The organism is Bacillus sp. EB106-06-01-XG163, from assembly GCF_058791615.1.
Genome location: NZ_JBYTDS010000001.1, coordinates 274,683 through 291,718, shown reverse-complemented (window position 1 = coordinate 291,718; position 17,036 = coordinate 274,683). Strand labels below are relative to the sequence as shown.

Genomic DNA, 17,036 nt, shown 5'->3' with positions numbered 1-17,036 from the left:
CTTATGATGTTTTAAGGGAGGGATACTGTCTGAATGGAACAGTTATCAGTAAACAGAAGACAGTTTCAGATTCTTCTGCAGCAGCTTAATATGACAGATGATACCTTCATGACATACTTTGAAGACGGAGAGATTGATAAACTGACAATCCATAAAGCAGAAAAAGCCTGGCATTTCCAATTTCGCTTTAAGGCTCTTCTGCCGTATCAAATATATGATTCATTCATGATGAGGTTAACACAATCGTTTGCTCACATCGCCCGTGTCACATCGTCTGTTCAGGTCATCGACCCTACAGTGACAGAGGAGCTTGTACAGGATTATTGGACACGCTGTATTGAAGAGCTTGAAGGAACCTCGCCGCCGATGGTGGCTCTTTTGAATCAGCAGAAGCCGAAGCTCAAGGGAAACAAACTGATCGTGAAAACAAAAACAGATACAGAAGCATCTGCGCTCAAAAATAAATACAGCGCACTGATTCAGCACAGCTACCGCCAATTCGGCTTTCCGGAACTGCAGCTGGATACCGAAATTTTCGTATCTGACCAAGAAGTCCAGAAATTCCGCGAGCAAAAGCTTGCTGAAGATCAGGAGCGGGCGATGCAGGCGCTTATCGAGATGGAGAAGAAGGAAAAAGAGGGCGATGAGGATCAGGCACCGTCCGGACCGCTTGTCATCGGCTATCAAATTAAAGAGAACGAAGAAATCCGGACGCTTGACAGCATCATGGATGAAGAAAGAAGAATTACGGTGCAGGGGTTTGTGTTTGATGCTGAAACACGCGAGCTGAAAAGCGGACGCACGCTCTGCATTTTCAAAATCACGGACTATACAAACAGCATTTTAGTAAAAATGTTCGCCAGAGAAAAAGAAGACGCCGCTTTGATGAAAACGCTGAAAAAAGGCATGTGGGTAAAGGCGCGGGGAAGCATTCAAAACGATACATTCGTCAGAGACCTCGTCATGATTGCAAATGACGTGAATGAAATAAAAGCCAAAACCCGTGAAGACACCGCTCCTGAAGGCGAAAAACGGGTTGAGCTTCATCTGCATTCTCCGATGAGCCAAATGGATGCTGTAACGGGCATCGGAAAGCTTGTCGAACAGGCGAAAAAATGGGGACATGAAGCGATTGCGTTAACTGATCATGCCGTTGTGCAGTCTTTCCCGGATGCCTATTCCGCCGCGAAAAAACACGGCATTAAAATGATTTACGGAATGGAAGCCAATATCGTAGATGACGGCGTTCCGATCGCATACAATCCAGCTCACCGTCTCCTGGAAGAAGACACATACGTTGTCTTTGACGTTGAAACGACAGGTCTGTCCGCAGTGTATGACACCATCATTGAGCTTGCCGCAGTCAAAATAAGAGGCGGAGAAATCATCGATAAATTCGAAGCGTTCGCCAATCCGCACCATCCGCTGTCAGCAACGACGATAGAGCTTACCGGGATTACTGACGACATGGTCCGCGACGCTCCCGATGTCGTTGATGTCGTCCGGGATTTTAAAGAATGGATCGGCGATGACGTGCTTGTGGCTCATAACGCCAGCTTTGATATGGGATTTTTAAATGTAGCGTACAAGCGTCTTTTGAAAACGGAAAAAGCGAAAAATCCGGTCATTGATACGCTGGAACTCGCGCGTTTCCTGTATCCTGAGTTTAAAAATCACCGCTTAAATACGTTATGTAAGAAGTTTGATATCGAATTAACCCAGCATCACCGAGCGGTTTTTGACGCTGAAGCAACGGGCTACCTGCTGTTGAAAATGCTCAAAGATGCCGCTGAAAAAGACATTTTTTATCATGATCAGCTGAATGAGAATATGGGACAATCCAATGCTTATCAGAGATCAAGGCCTTATCACGCTACATTGCTTGCCGTAAATGAGACCGGCCTTAAAAATCTGTTTAAGCTCGTGTCCATTTCTCATATTCAATATTTCTACCGAGTGCCGCGCATTCCGAGGTCGCAGCTTAATAAATACAGAGAAGGTCTGTTAATCGGCTCTGCCTGTGACAGGGGTGAGGTCTTTGAAGGCATGATGCAAAAATCTCCTGAAGAGGTTGAAGATATCGCATCCTTCTATGATTATCTTGAAGTGCAGCCGCCGGAAGTATACAGACACCTTCTGCAGCTTGAGCTCGTCCGGGATGAAAAAGCGCTGAAAGAAATCATCGCCAACATTACGAAGCTCGGAGAAAAATTGAATAAGCCGGTCGTGGCTACGGGAAATGTCCACTATTTAAACGATGAGGATAAAATTTACCGGAAGATCTTAATATCTTCCCAAGGCGGCGCCAACCCGTTAAACAGACACGAACTGCCTAAAGTGCACTTCAGAACGACAGATGAAATGCTGGAGGCTTTCTCCTTCCTCGGTGCGGAAAAAGCGAAAGAAATCGTGGTTGACAATACGCAGAAAGTCGCTTCGATGATCGATGAGATCAAACCGATCAAAGACGATCTGTACACGCCGAAAATTGACGGAGCCGATGAAGAGATCCGTGAAATGAGCTATCAGCGCGCCAGAAGCATTTACGGTGAAGAGCTTCCCGAAATTGTGGAAGCGAGAATAGAAAAAGAATTAAAAAGTATCATCGGTCATGGATTCGCCGTTATTTATCTCATCTCTCATAAGCTTGTAAAACGGTCTCTGGATGACGGTTATCTCGTCGGCTCCCGGGGGTCCGTCGGTTCATCGCTTGTGGCGACCTTAACGGAAATTACTGAAGTGAACCCGCTCGCTCCGCACTACGTGTGCCCGAGCTGCCGATATTCCGAATTCTTTAATGACGGATCAGTCGGTTCCGGTTTTGACCTTCCGGATAAAAGCTGCCCGTCTTGCGGCACCCCTTTGAAAAAGGACGGACATGATATCCCGTTTGAAACGTTCTTAGGCTTTAAAGGTGACAAAGTACCCGATATCGATTTGAACTTCTCAGGTGAGTATCAGCCGCATGCCCATAACTACACGAAAGTATTGTTCGGTGAAGATAACGTGTATCGCGCGGGAACGATCGGCACCGTCGCGGAAAAGACGGCTTACGGATATGTGAAAGGCTATGCGGGCGATCACAACCTACACATGCGCGGCGCGGAGATCGACCGTCTGGTGCAAGGCTGCACCGGCGTTAAGAGAACGACCGGCCAGCACCCGGGGGGGATTATCGTTGTCCCGGATTACATGGATATTTACGATTTTTCACCGATACAATTCCCGGCAGATGCGACGGGGTCTGAATGGAAAACGACTCATTTTGACTTCCACTCCATTCATGACAACCTGCTGAAGCTTGATATATTAGGGCACGATGATCCGACCGTCATCCGGATGCTCCAGGATTTAAGCGGAATTGATCCGAAGACAATTCCGACAGATGATCCGGAAGTTATGAAGATTTTCCAAGGCACAGAATCGCTCGGCGTTACTGAAGAGCAGATCGGCTGTAAAACGGGGACGCTCGGCATTCCTGAATTCGGGACGCGATTTGTGCGGCAGATGCTTGAGGATACGAAGCCGACGACGTTCTCCGAGCTTGTCCAGATTTCCGGGCTTTCTCACGGAACGGACGTATGGCTCGGCAATGCGCAGGAACTGATACACAACAATACGTGTGAACTGAGCGAAGTGATCGGCTGCCGTGATGACATTATGGTTTACTTGATCTATCAGGGCCTTGAGCCTTCACTGGCCTTTAAAATCATGGAATTCGTCCGTAAAGGCAAAGGCCTGACGCCGGAATGGGAAGAAGAAATGAAAAAGAACAATGTGCCGAACTGGTATATTGATTCATGCAAAAAAATCAAATACATGTTCCCGAAAGCCCACGCCGCCGCATACGTGCTGATGGCGGTGCGGATTGCATACTTTAAAGTGCATCACGCGCTTTTATATTATGCTGCGTATTTTACCGTCCGCGCAGATGACTTTGACATTGATACAATGATTAAAGGCTCGACTGCCATCAGAGCGGTGATGGATGATATCAGCTCTAAAGGGCTTGATGCTTCGCCGAAGGAGAAAAACCTCCTTACCGTGTTAGAGCTTGCGCTTGAAATGTGTGAGCGCGGCTATTCCTTCCAGAAGGTCGATCTATACCGTTCGAGCGCTTCGGAATTTATCATTGACGGCAACAGTCTCATCCCGCCGTTCAACTCAATTCCGGGACTCGGAACCAACGCCGCTCTCAATATTGTGAAAGCGCGGAAGGAAGGGGAGTTCCTTTCAAAAGAGGATCTTCAAAAACGCGGAAAAGTGTCAAAAACCATTTTAGAGTATTTAGACCGTCACGGCTGTCTTGAGTCGCTTCCGGACCAAAATCAGCTGTCTCTGTTTTAAGCTTTGTGCACAGCCTCCGAGCGGAGTTTGATTTGCATTAAATATATGGTTATGGTATAGTTTTATTGGAAATGCTAACGATTACCGAGGCAAAGAGTGGGGAAACCCGCTCTTTTGTATTGAACAGGCAATTTTGCCTCGACATGTCCATCGTTTTCTCAATGCCCCTGCTCTTTTGAAGCAGGGTTTTTATGCAGAGGAACGGCTGATATGATATCGACAGCACAAGGAGGAAAAACATGAGCAAAAAAGTGACTGATACCGTTCAAGAAATGGCTCAGCCCATACTGGATGACCTTCAGCTTGAACTCGTAGACATTGAATTTGTCAAAGAGGGTCAAAACTGGTTCCTTCGCGTGTTTATTGATTCCGAGAACGGTGTTGATATTGAGGAGTGCGCCAAAGTCAGCGAAGCGTTAAGCGAAAAGCTGGATGAGGCCGATCCGATCACCCAGAACTACTTTCTTGAAGTATCTTCTCCTGGAGCCGAGCGTCCATTAAAGAAAAAAGCCGACTTCGAAAAATCACTGGGCAAAAATGTGTACATGAAAACGTACGAACCGATTGACGGTTTAAAAGTGTTTGAAGGCAAATTGGCTGAATTCGATGGACAAACTGTTACAATAGAGATGACGGTCAAAACAAGAAAGAAACGGGTCAATATTCCGTATGAAAAAATAGCTAACGCAAGATTAGCTGTAACATTTTAATGAATGAAGTATTAGTGTTTAAGGGGGGAGACCGCTAACATGAGCAGTGAACTATTAGATGCTCTCACTATTCTTGAAAAAGAAAAAGGCATCAGTAAAGACATTATCATCGAAGCAATTGAAGCTGCCTTAATTTCCGCGTATAAGCGAAATTTTAACCAGGCGCAAAACGTACGGGTCGATCTGAACCGTGAGACGGGCACGATCCGCGTGTTCGCAAGAAAGGATGTCGTAGACGAGGTATACGATTCAAGACTTGAAATCTCGCTTGACGACGCCCAGCACATCCATCCGAACTACCTTGTCGGAGATGTCGTTGAAATAGAAGTAACGCCGAAAGACTTCGGCCGCATTGCTGCGCAGACGGCGAAACAAGTGGTGACGCAGCGTGTCCGTGAAGCTGAGCGCGGCGTGATTTACTCAGAATTTATCGATCGTGAAGAAGACATCATGACGGGAATTGTACAGCGCTTAGACAGCAAGTTTATTTACGTGTCTCTCGGCAAGATTGAAGCGCTGCTGCCCGTCAATGAACAAATGCCGAATGAGAGCTATAAACCGCACGATCGGATTAAAGTATTTATCACAAAGGTCGAAAAAACGACAAAAGGGCCTCAGATCTATGTATCAAGAACGCATCCTGGTCTGTTGAAGCGTCTTTTTGAAATCGAAGTGCCGGAAATTTATGACGGAACGGTCGAACTGAAATCCGTTGCCAGAGAAGCGGGCGACCGCTCTAAAATCTCCGTCCGCACTGATGACCCTGACGTTGATCCGGTCGGTTCATGCGTCGGTCCTAAAGGCCAGCGCGTGCAGGCGATTGTCAATGAACTGAAAGGCGAAAAAATTGATATCGTCAACTGGTCTGATGATCCGGTTGAATTTGTTGCCAATGCGCTCAGCCCGTCTAAAGTGCTGGATGTCATCGTCAGCGAAGAAGAAAAAGCCACCACTGTCATCGTTCCTGATTACCAGCTTTCTCTGGCAATCGGAAAAAGAGGGCAAAACGCCCGCTTAGCCGCGAAACTGACAGGCTGGAAAATCGATATCAAAAGTGAAACGGATGCAAGAGACCTTGGCATCTATCCGAGAGAGCATGAAGAAGATGACGATTTAGAGCCGCTCTTTATGGAGCCTGAAACAGCCGAATCGGATGAATAAGAGGTGACTTTAGGTGAATAAGCGAAAAAAAATTCCTCTGCGCAAATGCGTGGTAACGGGGGAAATGAAGCCTAAAAAGGAACTGATCCGAATTGTCCGTTCTAAAGAAGGAGAGATTTCAGTCGATCCGACCGGAAAGAAGAACGGGCGGGGTGCCTATATCACCCTTGAGAAAGAATGCATCTTAGCTGCGAAAAAGAAAAACACATTGCAAAATCAATTTCAATCACAAATCGATGACCAGATTTTCGAAGAATTGCTGGAACTGGCGGAAAAGGTGAAAAAATAACATGTCTGGAATGGAATGGTTTCCCTTGCTGGGTCTGGCCAATCGAGCTCGTAAGGTCGTGTCGGGCGAGGACTTGGTTATAAAAGAAATTAGAAATGCGCGTGCAAAACTTGTTCTGCTGACAGAAGATGCATCTGCGAATACTGCAAAAAAAGTATCCGATAAATGCAATTATTATAAAGTGCCTTATAAAAAAGTCGAAAGCCGCGCTGATCTCGGCCGCTCTATCGGCAAGGAATCACGTGTCGTTGTCGCCGTCACTGACCAAGGTTTTGCGAATAAGCTGATCAGCTTGCTCGATTAATATTTTTGGGGGTGAACGAATGGCTAAAATGAGAGTTTACGAATATGCAAAAGCCATCAATGTTTCAAGCAAGGAAATTTTGACTGCGCTGAAAAACATGGATATAGTAGTAAATAACCATATGGCAATGCTTGAAGAAAAGACCATTAAGCAGCTTGATGCGAAATTTAAAAAAGGCGGCGCCGGCGTTACATCTCAGAAGCCTGCGGAAACGAACAAAAACAAGCCGCAAGGGATTAATCAGCAGCCTGCTGGGAATCAACCAAACAAAATTCGAGACGGAAAGAAGAATGACGTGCAGAATAATCAATTTAACAAAAACAAGAAGAATAACAACAACAAAAACAAAAACAAACGCAATCATAACAACAAAAATCAGTATCAGCAAAAACCGCTGAAGCCGAAAAAAGAGCTTCCTGAGAAAATTACGTTTTCCGGCTCTTTAACAGTCGGAGCTTTAGCCGAGGAACTGGGCAAAGAGCCGTCTGAACTCATTAAAAAACTGATGCTTCTGGGCGTAATGGCTACGATTAACCAGGAGCTTGACAAAGACACAATCGAACTGATCGCATCTGAATACGGTGTAGAAACAGAAGAAGTGATTGTGCTTGAAGAAACTGAGCTTGAAAAATATGAAGAGGCTGACAAAGAAGAAGATCTTCAAATCCGTCCGCCTGTCGTGACGATCATGGGCCACGTTGACCACGGGAAAACGACCCTCCTTGACAGCATCAGAAAAACAAAAGTTGTTGAAGGTGAAGCCGGCGGAATCACCCAGCATATCGGGGCTTACCAGATCGAAGAAAACGGCAAAAAAATCACGTTCTTAGATACTCCGGGACACGCGGCGTTCACAACAATGCGTGCGCGCGGTGCGGAAGTAACTGATATTACCATTTTAGTCGTAGCGGCTGATGACGGCGTTATGCCGCAGACAGTCGAAGCCATCAACCATGCGAAAGCGGCTGAGGTTCCGATTATCGTTGCCGTGAATAAAGTGGATAAAGAAAGCGCGAACCCTGACCGTGTCATGCAGGAGCTGACTGAATACGGACTCGTTCCTGAAGCATGGGGAGGAGAAACGATTTTCGTTCCTCTGTCCGCTCTTACAGGCAAGGGAATTGACGAGCTTGTCGAAATGATTCTGCTTGTCAGTGAAGTGGAAGAGCTGAAAGCCAATCCGAACCGTCAGGCAAAAGGAACGGTTATTGAAGCTGAGCTCGATAAAGGAAGAGGGTCTGTCGCGACACTTCTCGTTCAAACGGGAACATTGAATGTCGGAGATCCGATCGTTGTCGGAAATACATTCGGCCGCGTGCGGGCCATGGTCAATGATCTCGGCCGCCGCGTGAAAACAGCCGGACCGTCCACACCTGTAGAAATTACGGGCTTAAACGACGTACCGCAGGCTGGCGATCAATTCCTCGTCTTTAAAGACGAAAAAACAGCCCGTTCTGTCGGTGAAGCACGCGCTTCCAAGCAACTGGAAGAACAGCGCAGCGACAAAGCGAAGCTGAGCCTCGATGATCTGTTTGAACAAATTAAACAAGGCGATGTCAAAGACATCAATTTAATCGTAAAAGCTGACGTTCAAGGTTCAGCCGAAGCGTTAACAGCCGCTCTCCAAAAAATTGAAGTAGAAGGCGTAAAAGTGAAAATCATTCACACAGGCGTCGGTGCGATTACGGAATCAGACATCATTCTCGCATCTGCTTCAAATGCAATCGTTATCGGGTTTAATGTGCGCCCAGACGGAAATGCTAAGAGCACGGCTGAAGCTGAAAATGTAGATATCCGTCTTCACCGTATTATTTACAAAGTCATCGAAGAAATTGAAGCGGCGATGAAAGGAATGCTTGATCCTGAATACGAAGAAAAAGTCATCGGCCAGGTTGAAGTGCGCCAAACATTCAAAGTGTCGAAAATCGGCACGATTGCCGGCGGATATGTAACAGACGGCCACATTACACGTGACAGCGGACTCCGCCTGATCCGTGACGGCGTGGTCATCTTCGAAGGGGAAGTAGACGTTCTGAAACGCTTCAAAGATGATGTGAAAGAAGTTTCACAAGGATATGAATGTGGTATTACAATTAAGAAATACAATGACATTCGCGAAGGCGACATCCTTGAAGCGTATGTCATGCAGGAAATCGAAAGAAAGTGATCGGATTTGCGGAATGTGAATGCATCATTTATGATGCGGGATCATTAAAGGAGAAACGAGCCGTTCTGAAGCGGATTATAACGAGGGTTCAGAATAAGTTCAACGTGTCGGCCGCAGAAATCGGCTATCAGGACACTTGGCAGCGGACCAGCTTCGGAATCGCCGTCGTCTCCTCCTCTCACGTTCAGGCGGAAAAGGAGATCCAGCGTGTACTCGCGTTTATTGACTCCTTTCCCGAAATAGAACGGACGATCACTAGAACAGAGTGGTTTTAACTTAGAGGTGATTGAATTGAGTATGAGAGCAAACCGTGTCGGCGAGCAGATGAAAAAAGAGCTCGGGGATATTATCAGCCGAAAGCTGAAAGACCCGAGAATCGGATTTCTCACTGTAACAGACGTACGTGTTTCAGGTGATTTACAAATAGCGAAGGTGTATATCTCCGTTCTCGGCGGAGAGAAAAAGAAAGAGGAGGCGCTGAAAGGGCTTGAGAAAGCGAAAGGATTTATCCGTTCCGAAATCGGCAGCCGAATCAGACTCCGCAAAACGCCTGAGCTTGAATTTGAATTTGATGAATCAATTGAGTACGGCAACCGTATTGAAACATTGATTCACGAACTGCATTCAGATAAACCGTCTGAATAACAAGGAAAGAGGATGGGCGAGTGTCGTCTGTCCTCTTTTCTGCGTTTTACGGGATACAATTGATAACAAAGGAGCGAAAGACATATGGTTAACGGAGTTCTCCTTTTACATAAACCGGTCGGCATGACTTCTCACGACTGTGTAATGAAAATAAGAAAACTGTTAAAAACAAAGAAAGTCGGACATACGGGAACGCTTGATCCGGAAGTGTCAGGCGTACTGCCGATCTGTGTCGGACGGGCCACAAAGATTGTTGAGTACGTCACCGACAAGTCAAAAACGTACGATGCTGAGATCACTCTCGGCTTCTCCACATCGACCGAAGACCAGACTGGAGAAACGGTCAGCGTAAAACCTGTCAAGGAGCCGCTGAAAGAAGCGGATATCAAAGCCGTTTTAGACGAACTGAAGGGACCGCAGGAGCAAGTGCCGCCGATGTATTCCGCTGTAAAGGTCAACGGGAAAAAGCTCTATGAATACGCCAGAGCCGGTATTGAAGTGGAGCGGCCGAAGCGGAATATCACGATTGAAGATATCGCGCTCACTTCCCCTGTCACTTATAAAGAAGACACAGCATCATTCCGCTTTACAGTCACGTGCTCAAAGGGCACTTACGTGAGAACATTGGCGGTGACAATCGGTGAAAAACTCGGCTATCCCGCGCATATGTCGCATCTCATCCGCACCGCTTCCGGCGATTTCAGCCTTGATGAGTGTTTCACGTTTGAGGAACTTGAACAGCAGGTTTCAGACGGAACGGTTGCAGAGCATGCCGTGCCGATCGATAGAGCGCTCAATCATTTGCCGAAATGGGTCATAAGTGATACATTAGCTAAGAAAGCTGAAAACGGGTCAGTGTTTGACATCCCGGCGGAATTTTCTGCAATGACAGCTGACGCCCGTATAGCGGTCTGTACTGAAGACGGAGAATGTGTGGCCATTTATATGCCGCATCCTTCAAAAAAAGGACTGCTGAAACCGGCTAAAGTGCTCATGCAAAAAAGCGAACAATAAGAAAAAAGGTGACCGTTCTGTGAAGACGATACATATTTCTCATCCGCATCATTTACAAAAAGAAGAGCAGCCGGCGTCTGTCATGGCGCTCGGCTACTTTGACGGCGTTCATTTGGGACACCGGAAAGTAATCGGAACAGCCAGACAAATTGCCGAAGAAAAAGGCCTGTCGCTGGCCGTTATGACGTTTCATCCCCACCCTTCCCATGTGTTGGGCAGGGACAAAGAGCCAAAGGATCTGATTACGCCGCTTGAAGATAAAATCAGCCAGATCGGGCGTTTAGGCGCTGATGTGCTGTATGCCGTAAAGTTTGATGAAGCGTTTGCGTCTCTGTCTCCAAAACAGTTTGCCGAGGAGTATATTTTAGGGTTAAACGCGCGGCACGCTGTGGGAGGCTTCGATTTTACGTACGGAAAATACGGAAAAGGCACGATGGAGACGCTGCCGGACGATTTAAACGGCAAGGCCGGATGCACGACTGTCGAGAAACAGACCGAGCAGGACAGAAAGATCAGCTCCACTTATATCCGGTCAGCGCTGCAGGATGGTGACGTTGAACTTGCGCACACTCTTCTCGGCCAGCCGTATTTTGTCCGGGGCACTGTGATTCACGGAGACAAAAGAGGTCGCACCATCGGTTTTCCGACCGCGAATGTCGGCCTGCACAACAGTTATATCGTGCCGCCGACAGGCGTGTATGCAGTGAAAGCCGAAATAAAAGGCGAGGTGTATGAAGGCGTCTGCAACATCGGCTACAAACCGACCTTTTATGAAAAGCGTCCCGATCAGCCGTCAATTGAAGTACATTTGTTTAATTTTCAACAGGATGTATACGGAGAAGACGTTAAAATCGAGTGGTACAAACGAATCCGAAGCGAACGGAAGTTTAACGGCATCGATGAACTGACGGCTCAGATCGGGAAAGACAAACAAGAAGCGATCCGTTTTTTCAGCAAATAACGGAAAAAACATCAAAAGTACACAAATTTTCTTCTAAAAGATTTGCATATGGGCGCGATTTTTAGTATCATATGTTTCGTAGTCTTAAAACCATTGCTTGGCAATCCGAAGTCACCGACGGTTGCTAGGTAACTGGGGCTAATTATGATATGGAGGTGAAACAGGATGGCAATTACTCAAGAGCGTAAAAATCAACTCATCAGTGAGTTCAAAACACACGAATCTGATACTGGATCTCCAGAAGTTCAGATCGCTATCCTAACAGACTCAATTAACAACTTGAACGAGCATTTGCGTACTCACAAGAAAGATCACCACTCACGTCGCGGTCTTCTTAAAATGGTAGGTAAACGTCGTAATCTTCTTACGTATCTGCGTAATAAAGACGTAACTCGTTACCGTGAGTTAATTAACAAACTAGGCTTACGTCGATAATCGTAAAAAGCGGGAGGATTCCCGCTTTTTTATCGTATTAAAGCGAAAAAAATAATGATAAAAAACAATGAAATCCTTTTACATACTACTTTGACATTGATATGTTCAATTCATTTCGTTCATAATAGGAGTAATTGATTATTTCACACATTAAGAGAGGAGCTCGTAATCGAATGGGACAAGAGAAACATGTCTTTACCATAGATTGGGCCGGCAGACAGCTTACAGTAGAAGCCGGCCAGCTTGCCAAACAGGCAAACGGCGCTGTCATGGTCCGCTACGGCGATACTGCAGTGCTCAGCACAGCAACCGCATCAAAAGAACCGAAACCGCTAGATTTTTTCCCGCTTACCGTTAACTATGAAGAAAGATTATATGCAGTAGGTAAAATTCCGGGCGGTTTTATTAAAAGAGAAGGCCGTCCAAGTGAAAAGGCCGTTTTAGCCAGCCGTCTGATTGACCGTCCGATCCGCCCGCTTTTCGCAGACGGATTCCGCAACGAAGTACAGGTCATCAGCATTGTCATGAGTGTTGATCAGGACTGCTCATCTGAAATGGCTGCAATGTTCGGTTCATCACTCGCTCTTTGCGTTTCCGATATCCCGTTTGAAGGCCCGATCGCGGGTGTGACGGTAGGCCGCATTGACGGGAAATTCGTCATCAATCCGACGGTTGACCAGCTTGAAAAAAGTGATATCAACCTCATCGTTGCAGGCACAAAAGACGCCATCAACATGGTGGAAGCCGGAGCGGATGAAGTTCCTGAAGAAATCATGCTTGAGGCGATTATGTTCGGTCACGAAGAAATTAAGCGCCTGATCGCATTCCAAGAAGAAATCGTCGCGGCAGTCGGCAAAGAGAAAACGGAAATCGAACTGTATGAAATTGACGAAGAGCTCAGCGAAAAAGTAAAAAGCCTTGCGGAGCCGGATCTTCTCAGCGCCATTCAGGTTCACGAAAAACATGCTCGCGAAGACGCGATCAATGAAGTGAAAAATGCAGTTGTCGCGAAATTCGAAGAAGAAGAGCATGATGAAGATACGATTAAAAAAGTGAAACAGACACTGTCTAAACTCGTGAAAAACGAAGTGCGCCGTTTGATCACAGAAGAAAAAGTCCGTCCGGACGGCCGCGGCGTTGATCAAATCCGCCCGCTTTCTTCAGAAGTCGGCCTTCTGCCGAGAACGCATGGCTCCGGGCTGTTTACGCGAGGACAGACGCAGGCGCTCAGCGTTTGTACATTAGGCGCCCTTGGGGACGTTCAGATTCTTGACGGTTTAGGCGTGGAAGAATCAAAACGCTTTATGCATCATTATAACTTCCCGCAGTTCAGCGTAGGGGAGACAGGCCCGATGCGCGGACCGGGACGCCGTGAGATCGGTCACGGTGCTCTTGGAGAGCGTGCGCTTGAGCCGGTCATTCCGAATGAAAAAGACTTCCCGTATACGGTCCGTCTCGTATCCGAAGTGCTTGAATCAAACGGTTCCACTTCACAGGCCAGCATTTGCGCGAGCACGCTTGCCATGATGGACGCAGGTGTTCCGATTAAAGCCCCTGTTGCGGGTATCGCGATGGGACTTGTGAAATCAGGCGAGTACTATACGGTATTAACGGATATTCAAGGGATGGAAGACGCCCTCGGTGACATGGATTTTAAAGTAGCCGGCACGGAAAAAGGCGTGACAGCGCTGCAAATGGACATTAAAATTGAAGGCCTTTCAAGAGAAATTCTTGAAGAAGCGCTTCAGCAGGCGAAAAAAGGAAGAATGGAAATCTTGAACAGCATGCTCAGCACGCTTGGTGAATCAAGAAAAGAACTTTCTCAATATGCGCCGAAAATTTTAACGATGAACATTAATCCGGATAAAATCCGTGACGTTATCGGACCGAGCGGTAAACAAATCAACAAAATCATTGAAGATACCGGTGTTAAAATTGACATTGAACAAGACGGCACCATCTTTATTTCTTCTACTGATGAAAGCAGCAACCAAAAAGCGAAAAAAATCATCGAAGATCTTGTCAGAGAAGTCGAAGTCGGCCAGCTTTACCTCGGTAAAGTCAAACGGATTGAGAAATTCGGCGCTTTCGTTGAAATCTTCAGCGGAAAAGACGGTCTCGTTCACATCTCTGAACTAGCGCTCGAACGGGTCGGCAAGGTTGAGGATGTTGTGAAAATCGGTGACGAAATCCTTGTGAAGGTAACTGAAATTGACAAACAGGGACGAGTGAATCTGTCGCGTAAAGCAGTGCTGCGCGAAGAGAAAGAAAAAGAACAGGAACAACAACAATCTTAAATGAAAACCTAACAAGGAGCCTGGGAGACCCGGCTTCTTTATTTTGAGAAAGACAACAGACGGGTTCTACCTTGTCCTCCTCATACATAATGTGTGAGGAGGGGGGAAGGACATGTTGAAAAAATTCGTGCCGTTTGCCGTTTTTTTATTTCTTTTTTTTGTTTCGTTTGAAATGTTAAAAAACCCGTATACAGTTGATTACATAGACGCAATGAAAAAAGACGCTGTAACTGTGTCAGCATCAAAAGATCCGCTCTATGAAGAATTACTGCAAAAAGCGTCAGAGTATGAAGTGAAGCCGCAAGACGCGCGGATTGATAAAATATGGAAGAGTATACCGGGATATAACGGTTTAAAAGTCAATGTGGAAAAATCCTATGAACAAATGAAAAAGGACGGAGAATTTCACGAAGACGGCCTTGTCTATGAGCAGGTAAAACCGAAAGTCCATCTTGATTCTCTCGCGCCCGAACCCATTTATAAAGGAAATCCCGACAAACCGATGGTCGCTTTCCTGATAAATGTCGCCTGGGGAAATGAATACGTGGAGCAAATGCTGCCTATTCTGAAGCAGCACCAGGTCAAAGCAACTTTCTTTCTTGAAGGGAAATGGCTGAAAAACAATCAGGAACTGGGGAAAAAAATAGCGGCAGACGGACATGAAATCGGAAATCATTCATACAATCACCCTGATATGAGCAAACTGACTTCAGGAAGCATTTCCGAACAGCTTGACAAAACCAATGCACAAATCAGCGAGACGCTCGGCATAAAGCCGAAATGGTTTGCGCCGCCAAGCGGCAGCTTCAGAAAAGCCGTGGTCGATCTTGCGGCGGAAAAAGGAATGGGCACCATCATGTGGACCGTGGACACCATTGACTGGCAAAAACCGTCTCCGGCTGTTTTACAAACAAGGGTGTTGAGCAAAATACATAATGGAGCCATGATTTTAATGCATCCGACTGATCCGACTGCGAAAAGCCTGGATACACTGATTGCAAAAATCAAAGAAAAAGGCTACGCGCTCGGCTCAGTGTCTGACTTAATGGATGAAAACAGGCTGATGAAGTAGCAGGCGGCAGTTTGCCTGTCTTTTGAATAGGAGGAACAGACTTGATAAAACGCTATACATGCCAAAACGGTGTAAGAGTTGTGCTTGAAAATAATCCAACGGTGCGGTCTGTGGCAATCGGTGTCTGGATCGGGACGGGGTCACGTCATGAAACGCCGGATACAAACGGTATTTCGCACTTTCTTGAGCATATGTTTTTTAAAGGAACAAATACCAGGTCCGCACGGGAAATCGCAGAATCCTTCGATCGGATAGGCGGCCAAGTGAATGCCTTCACTTCAAAAGAATATACGTGCTATTACGCCAAAGTGCTGGATGAGCATGCAAACTACGCACTTGATGTGCTGGCTGATATGTTCTTTCATTCTGCTTTTGACGAAGATGAGCTCAAAAAAGAAAAGAACGTCGTATATGAAGAAATCAAAATGTATGAAGACGCGCCGGATGACATTGTCCACGATCTGCTGAGCAAAGCGACATACGGCAATCATTCGCTCGGCTACCCGATTCTCGGGACGGAGGAAACGCTTTCGTCATTTAACGGCGATTCTCTCAGACAGCATATGGATGACTTTTACACGCCGGACCGCGTCGTCATTTCTGTCGCCGGAAATGTAACGGAACAATTCATTAAAGACGTGGAGAAATGGTTCGGTACATACGAAGCGAAGGGCAAAGCAAGCGGCATCAGCGAGCCTGAGTTTCATTATGAAAAGCTGACCAGAAAAAAAGACACCGAACAGGCGCATCTCTGTCTCGGTTTCAAAGGCCTGAAAGTCGGAGATCCGGACATTTACGATTTGATCGTCTTAAACAACGTGCTGGGCGGAAGCATGAGCAGCCGTCTTTTCCAGGATGTGCGCGAAGATAAAGGACTGGCCTATTCTGTATACAGCTATCACAGTTCCTATGAAGACAGCGGTATGCTGACGATTTACGGAGGCACCGGCGCGAATCAGCTCGGACTTCTGTCTGAAACCATTCAGGAAACGTTATCGGTTCTAAAACGTGACGGTATCACCCCGAAAGAGCTGGAAAACAGCAAAGAGCAAATGAAGGGGAGCTTAATGCTCAGCTTAGAGAGCACAAACAGCAAAATGAGCCGGAACGGGAAAAACGAACTCCTGCTCGGAAAGCATAAGACCATGGATGAAATTATCACTGAATTAAATGCGGTCAGCCTGGAAAGCGTCAACGGCCTCAGCCGCCGCTTATTTACGGATGATTACGCACTATCGCTCATCAGCCCGACCGGCAATATGCCGGCCTCGTCTTAATCGGAAAAGCAGTCTGCCTCTATACGGGGCAGGCATTTTTTTTTGCTCCGGGTCATATAGTACAAGGGGGTGGCTATCATGAGGCTCAGTGAACTTTCAGGTAAAGAAATTGTGGACATTAAACGGGCAGAGCGGCTCGGCGTGCTCGGCCAGACCGATTTGGAAATTAATGAACAGGACGGACAAATTACCGCGCTGTTGATACCGACGGTAAAATGGTTCGGATTGCGAAAACAAGGCCACGACATCCGCGTCCCCTGGAATCATATCCAAAAAATCGGATCAGACATGATCATTTTAGACGTTCCGGGGGAGATCACGCCTCCCGAAGAGTAGATCTTATTCATTTTTTGCAAG

15 protein-coding genes are annotated in these 17,036 nt (G+C 46.6%); all 15 read left to right on the top strand.

Features of this window, described 5'->3' with window-relative positions; all coding sequences use genetic code 11:
- Nucleotides 1-33 precede the first annotated feature (33 nt).
- The 15 genes from AC3WTF_RS01000 (at nucleotide 34) to AC3WTF_RS00930 (ending at nucleotide 17,015) form a co-directional block, all read left to right on the top strand.
- Nucleotides 34-4,347, top strand: a complete 4,314-nt coding sequence (locus AC3WTF_RS01000; protein WP_012117566.1) for a PolC-type DNA polymerase III — start codon at nucleotides 34-36, stop codon at nucleotides 4,345-4,347.
- A gap of 239 nt (nucleotides 4,348-4,586) precedes the next feature.
- Nucleotides 4,587-5,057: a ribosome maturation factor RimP gene (gene rimP, locus AC3WTF_RS00995; protein ID WP_007409801.1), complete on the top strand. Its 471-nt coding sequence runs from the start codon at nucleotides 4,587-4,589 to the stop codon at nucleotides 5,055-5,057.
- Between the two features lie 39 nt (nucleotides 5,058-5,096).
- Complete coding sequence (nusA, locus tag AC3WTF_RS00990) at nucleotides 5,097-6,218, top strand: transcription termination factor NusA (protein WP_003154195.1); 1,122 nt, start codon at nucleotides 5,097-5,099, stop codon at nucleotides 6,216-6,218.
- Nucleotides 6,219-6,231: 13 nt separating this feature from the next.
- Nucleotides 6,232-6,507 carry an RNase P modulator RnpM gene (rnpM, locus tag AC3WTF_RS00985; RefSeq protein ID WP_003154193.1) on the top strand — a complete coding sequence of 92 codons (276 nt, stop codon included), beginning with the start codon at nucleotides 6,232-6,234 and terminating at the stop codon, nucleotides 6,505-6,507.
- A gap of 1 nt (nucleotide 6,508) precedes the next feature.
- The gene (locus AC3WTF_RS00980) at nucleotides 6,509-6,811 is read left to right on the top strand and encodes a YlxQ family RNA-binding protein (protein ID WP_003154192.1); all 303 of its coding nucleotides are present in this window, start codon (nucleotides 6,509-6,511) and stop codon (nucleotides 6,809-6,811) included.
- 19 nt (nucleotides 6,812-6,830) lie between these two features.
- Nucleotides 6,831-8,978, top strand: coding sequence for a translation initiation factor IF-2 (gene infB, locus AC3WTF_RS00975; protein WP_014417788.1), 2,148 nt, complete (start codon nucleotides 6,831-6,833; stop codon nucleotides 8,976-8,978).
- Complete coding sequence (locus AC3WTF_RS00970) at nucleotides 8,975-9,253, top strand: DUF503 domain-containing protein (protein ID WP_003154188.1); 279 nt, start codon at nucleotides 8,975-8,977, stop codon at nucleotides 9,251-9,253. The genes infB and AC3WTF_RS00970 overlap by 4 nt, the downstream gene beginning before the upstream one ends.
- A 16-nt stretch (nucleotides 9,254-9,269) precedes the next feature.
- A complete protein-coding gene (gene rbfA, locus AC3WTF_RS00965; RefSeq protein ID WP_003154185.1) occupies nucleotides 9,270-9,623 on the top strand; it encodes a 30S ribosome-binding factor RbfA in 354 nt (117 codons plus the stop codon).
- An 84-nt stretch (nucleotides 9,624-9,707) separates the two neighbouring features.
- On the top strand, nucleotides 9,708-10,637 hold the full coding sequence (gene truB, locus AC3WTF_RS00960; RefSeq protein ID WP_042635200.1) for a tRNA pseudouridine(55) synthase TruB: 930 nt from the start codon (nucleotides 9,708-9,710) through the stop codon (nucleotides 10,635-10,637).
- 19 nt (nucleotides 10,638-10,656) lie between these two features.
- Complete coding sequence (gene ribF / locus AC3WTF_RS00955; RefSeq protein WP_119001762.1) at nucleotides 10,657-11,598, top strand: bifunctional riboflavin kinase/FAD synthetase; 942 nt, start codon at nucleotides 10,657-10,659, stop codon at nucleotides 11,596-11,598.
- A 165-nt stretch (nucleotides 11,599-11,763) separates the two neighbouring features.
- Nucleotides 11,764-12,033 (top strand): 30S ribosomal protein S15, encoded by a 270-nt coding sequence (rpsO, locus tag AC3WTF_RS00950; RefSeq protein WP_003154182.1) that lies wholly within the window; start codon nucleotides 11,764-11,766, stop codon nucleotides 12,031-12,033.
- A gap of 173 nt (nucleotides 12,034-12,206) precedes the next feature.
- Nucleotides 12,207-14,330 (top strand): polyribonucleotide nucleotidyltransferase, encoded by a 2,124-nt coding sequence (gene pnp / locus AC3WTF_RS00945; protein ID WP_007611468.1) that lies wholly within the window; start codon nucleotides 12,207-12,209, stop codon nucleotides 14,328-14,330.
- 112 nt (nucleotides 14,331-14,442) lie between these two features.
- Entirely contained in the window at nucleotides 14,443-15,402 is a 960-nt protein-coding gene (locus AC3WTF_RS00940; RefSeq protein ID WP_047935720.1) for a polysaccharide deacetylase family protein, read from the top strand.
- A gap of 41 nt (nucleotides 15,403-15,443) precedes the next feature.
- Nucleotides 15,444-16,679, top strand: a complete 1,236-nt coding sequence (locus tag AC3WTF_RS00935; protein ID WP_012117570.1) for a M16 family metallopeptidase — start codon at nucleotides 15,444-15,446, stop codon at nucleotides 16,677-16,679.
- Between the two features lie 78 nt (nucleotides 16,680-16,757).
- A complete protein-coding gene (locus AC3WTF_RS00930; protein WP_003154176.1) occupies nucleotides 16,758-17,015 on the top strand; it encodes a YlmC/YmxH family sporulation protein in 258 nt (85 codons plus the stop codon).
- The last annotated feature ends 21 nt before the right edge of the window (nucleotides 17,016-17,036 follow it).

Bases quoted from the DNA above. Each gene is read 5' to 3' on its own strand.
- AC3WTF_RS01000 (WP_012117566.1), top strand. From the start codon at position 34: ATGGAACAGTTATCAGTAAACAGAAGACAGTTTCAGATTCTTCTGCAG.
- rimP (WP_007409801.1), top strand. From the start codon at position 4,587: ATGAGCAAAAAAGTGACTGATACCGTTCAAGAAATGGCTCAGCCCATA.
- nusA (WP_003154195.1), top strand. From the start codon at position 5,097: ATGAGCAGTGAACTATTAGATGCTCTCACTATTCTTGAAAAAGAAAAA.
- AC3WTF_RS00980 (WP_003154192.1), top strand. From the start codon at position 6,509: ATGTCTGGAATGGAATGGTTTCCCTTGCTGGGTCTGGCCAATCGAGCT.
- infB (WP_014417788.1), top strand. From the start codon at position 6,831: ATGGCTAAAATGAGAGTTTACGAATATGCAAAAGCCATCAATGTTTCA.
- truB (WP_042635200.1), top strand. From the start codon at position 9,708: ATGGTTAACGGAGTTCTCCTTTTACATAAACCGGTCGGCATGACTTCT.
- rpsO (WP_003154182.1), top strand. From the start codon at position 11,764: ATGGCAATTACTCAAGAGCGTAAAAATCAACTCATCAGTGAGTTCAAA.
- pnp (WP_007611468.1), top strand. From the start codon at position 12,207: ATGGGACAAGAGAAACATGTCTTTACCATAGATTGGGCCGGCAGACAG.
- AC3WTF_RS00940 (WP_047935720.1), top strand. From the start codon at position 14,443: ATGTTGAAAAAATTCGTGCCGTTTGCCGTTTTTTTATTTCTTTTTTTT.
- AC3WTF_RS00930 (WP_003154176.1), top strand. From the start codon at position 16,758: ATGAGGCTCAGTGAACTTTCAGGTAAAGAAATTGTGGACATTAAACGG.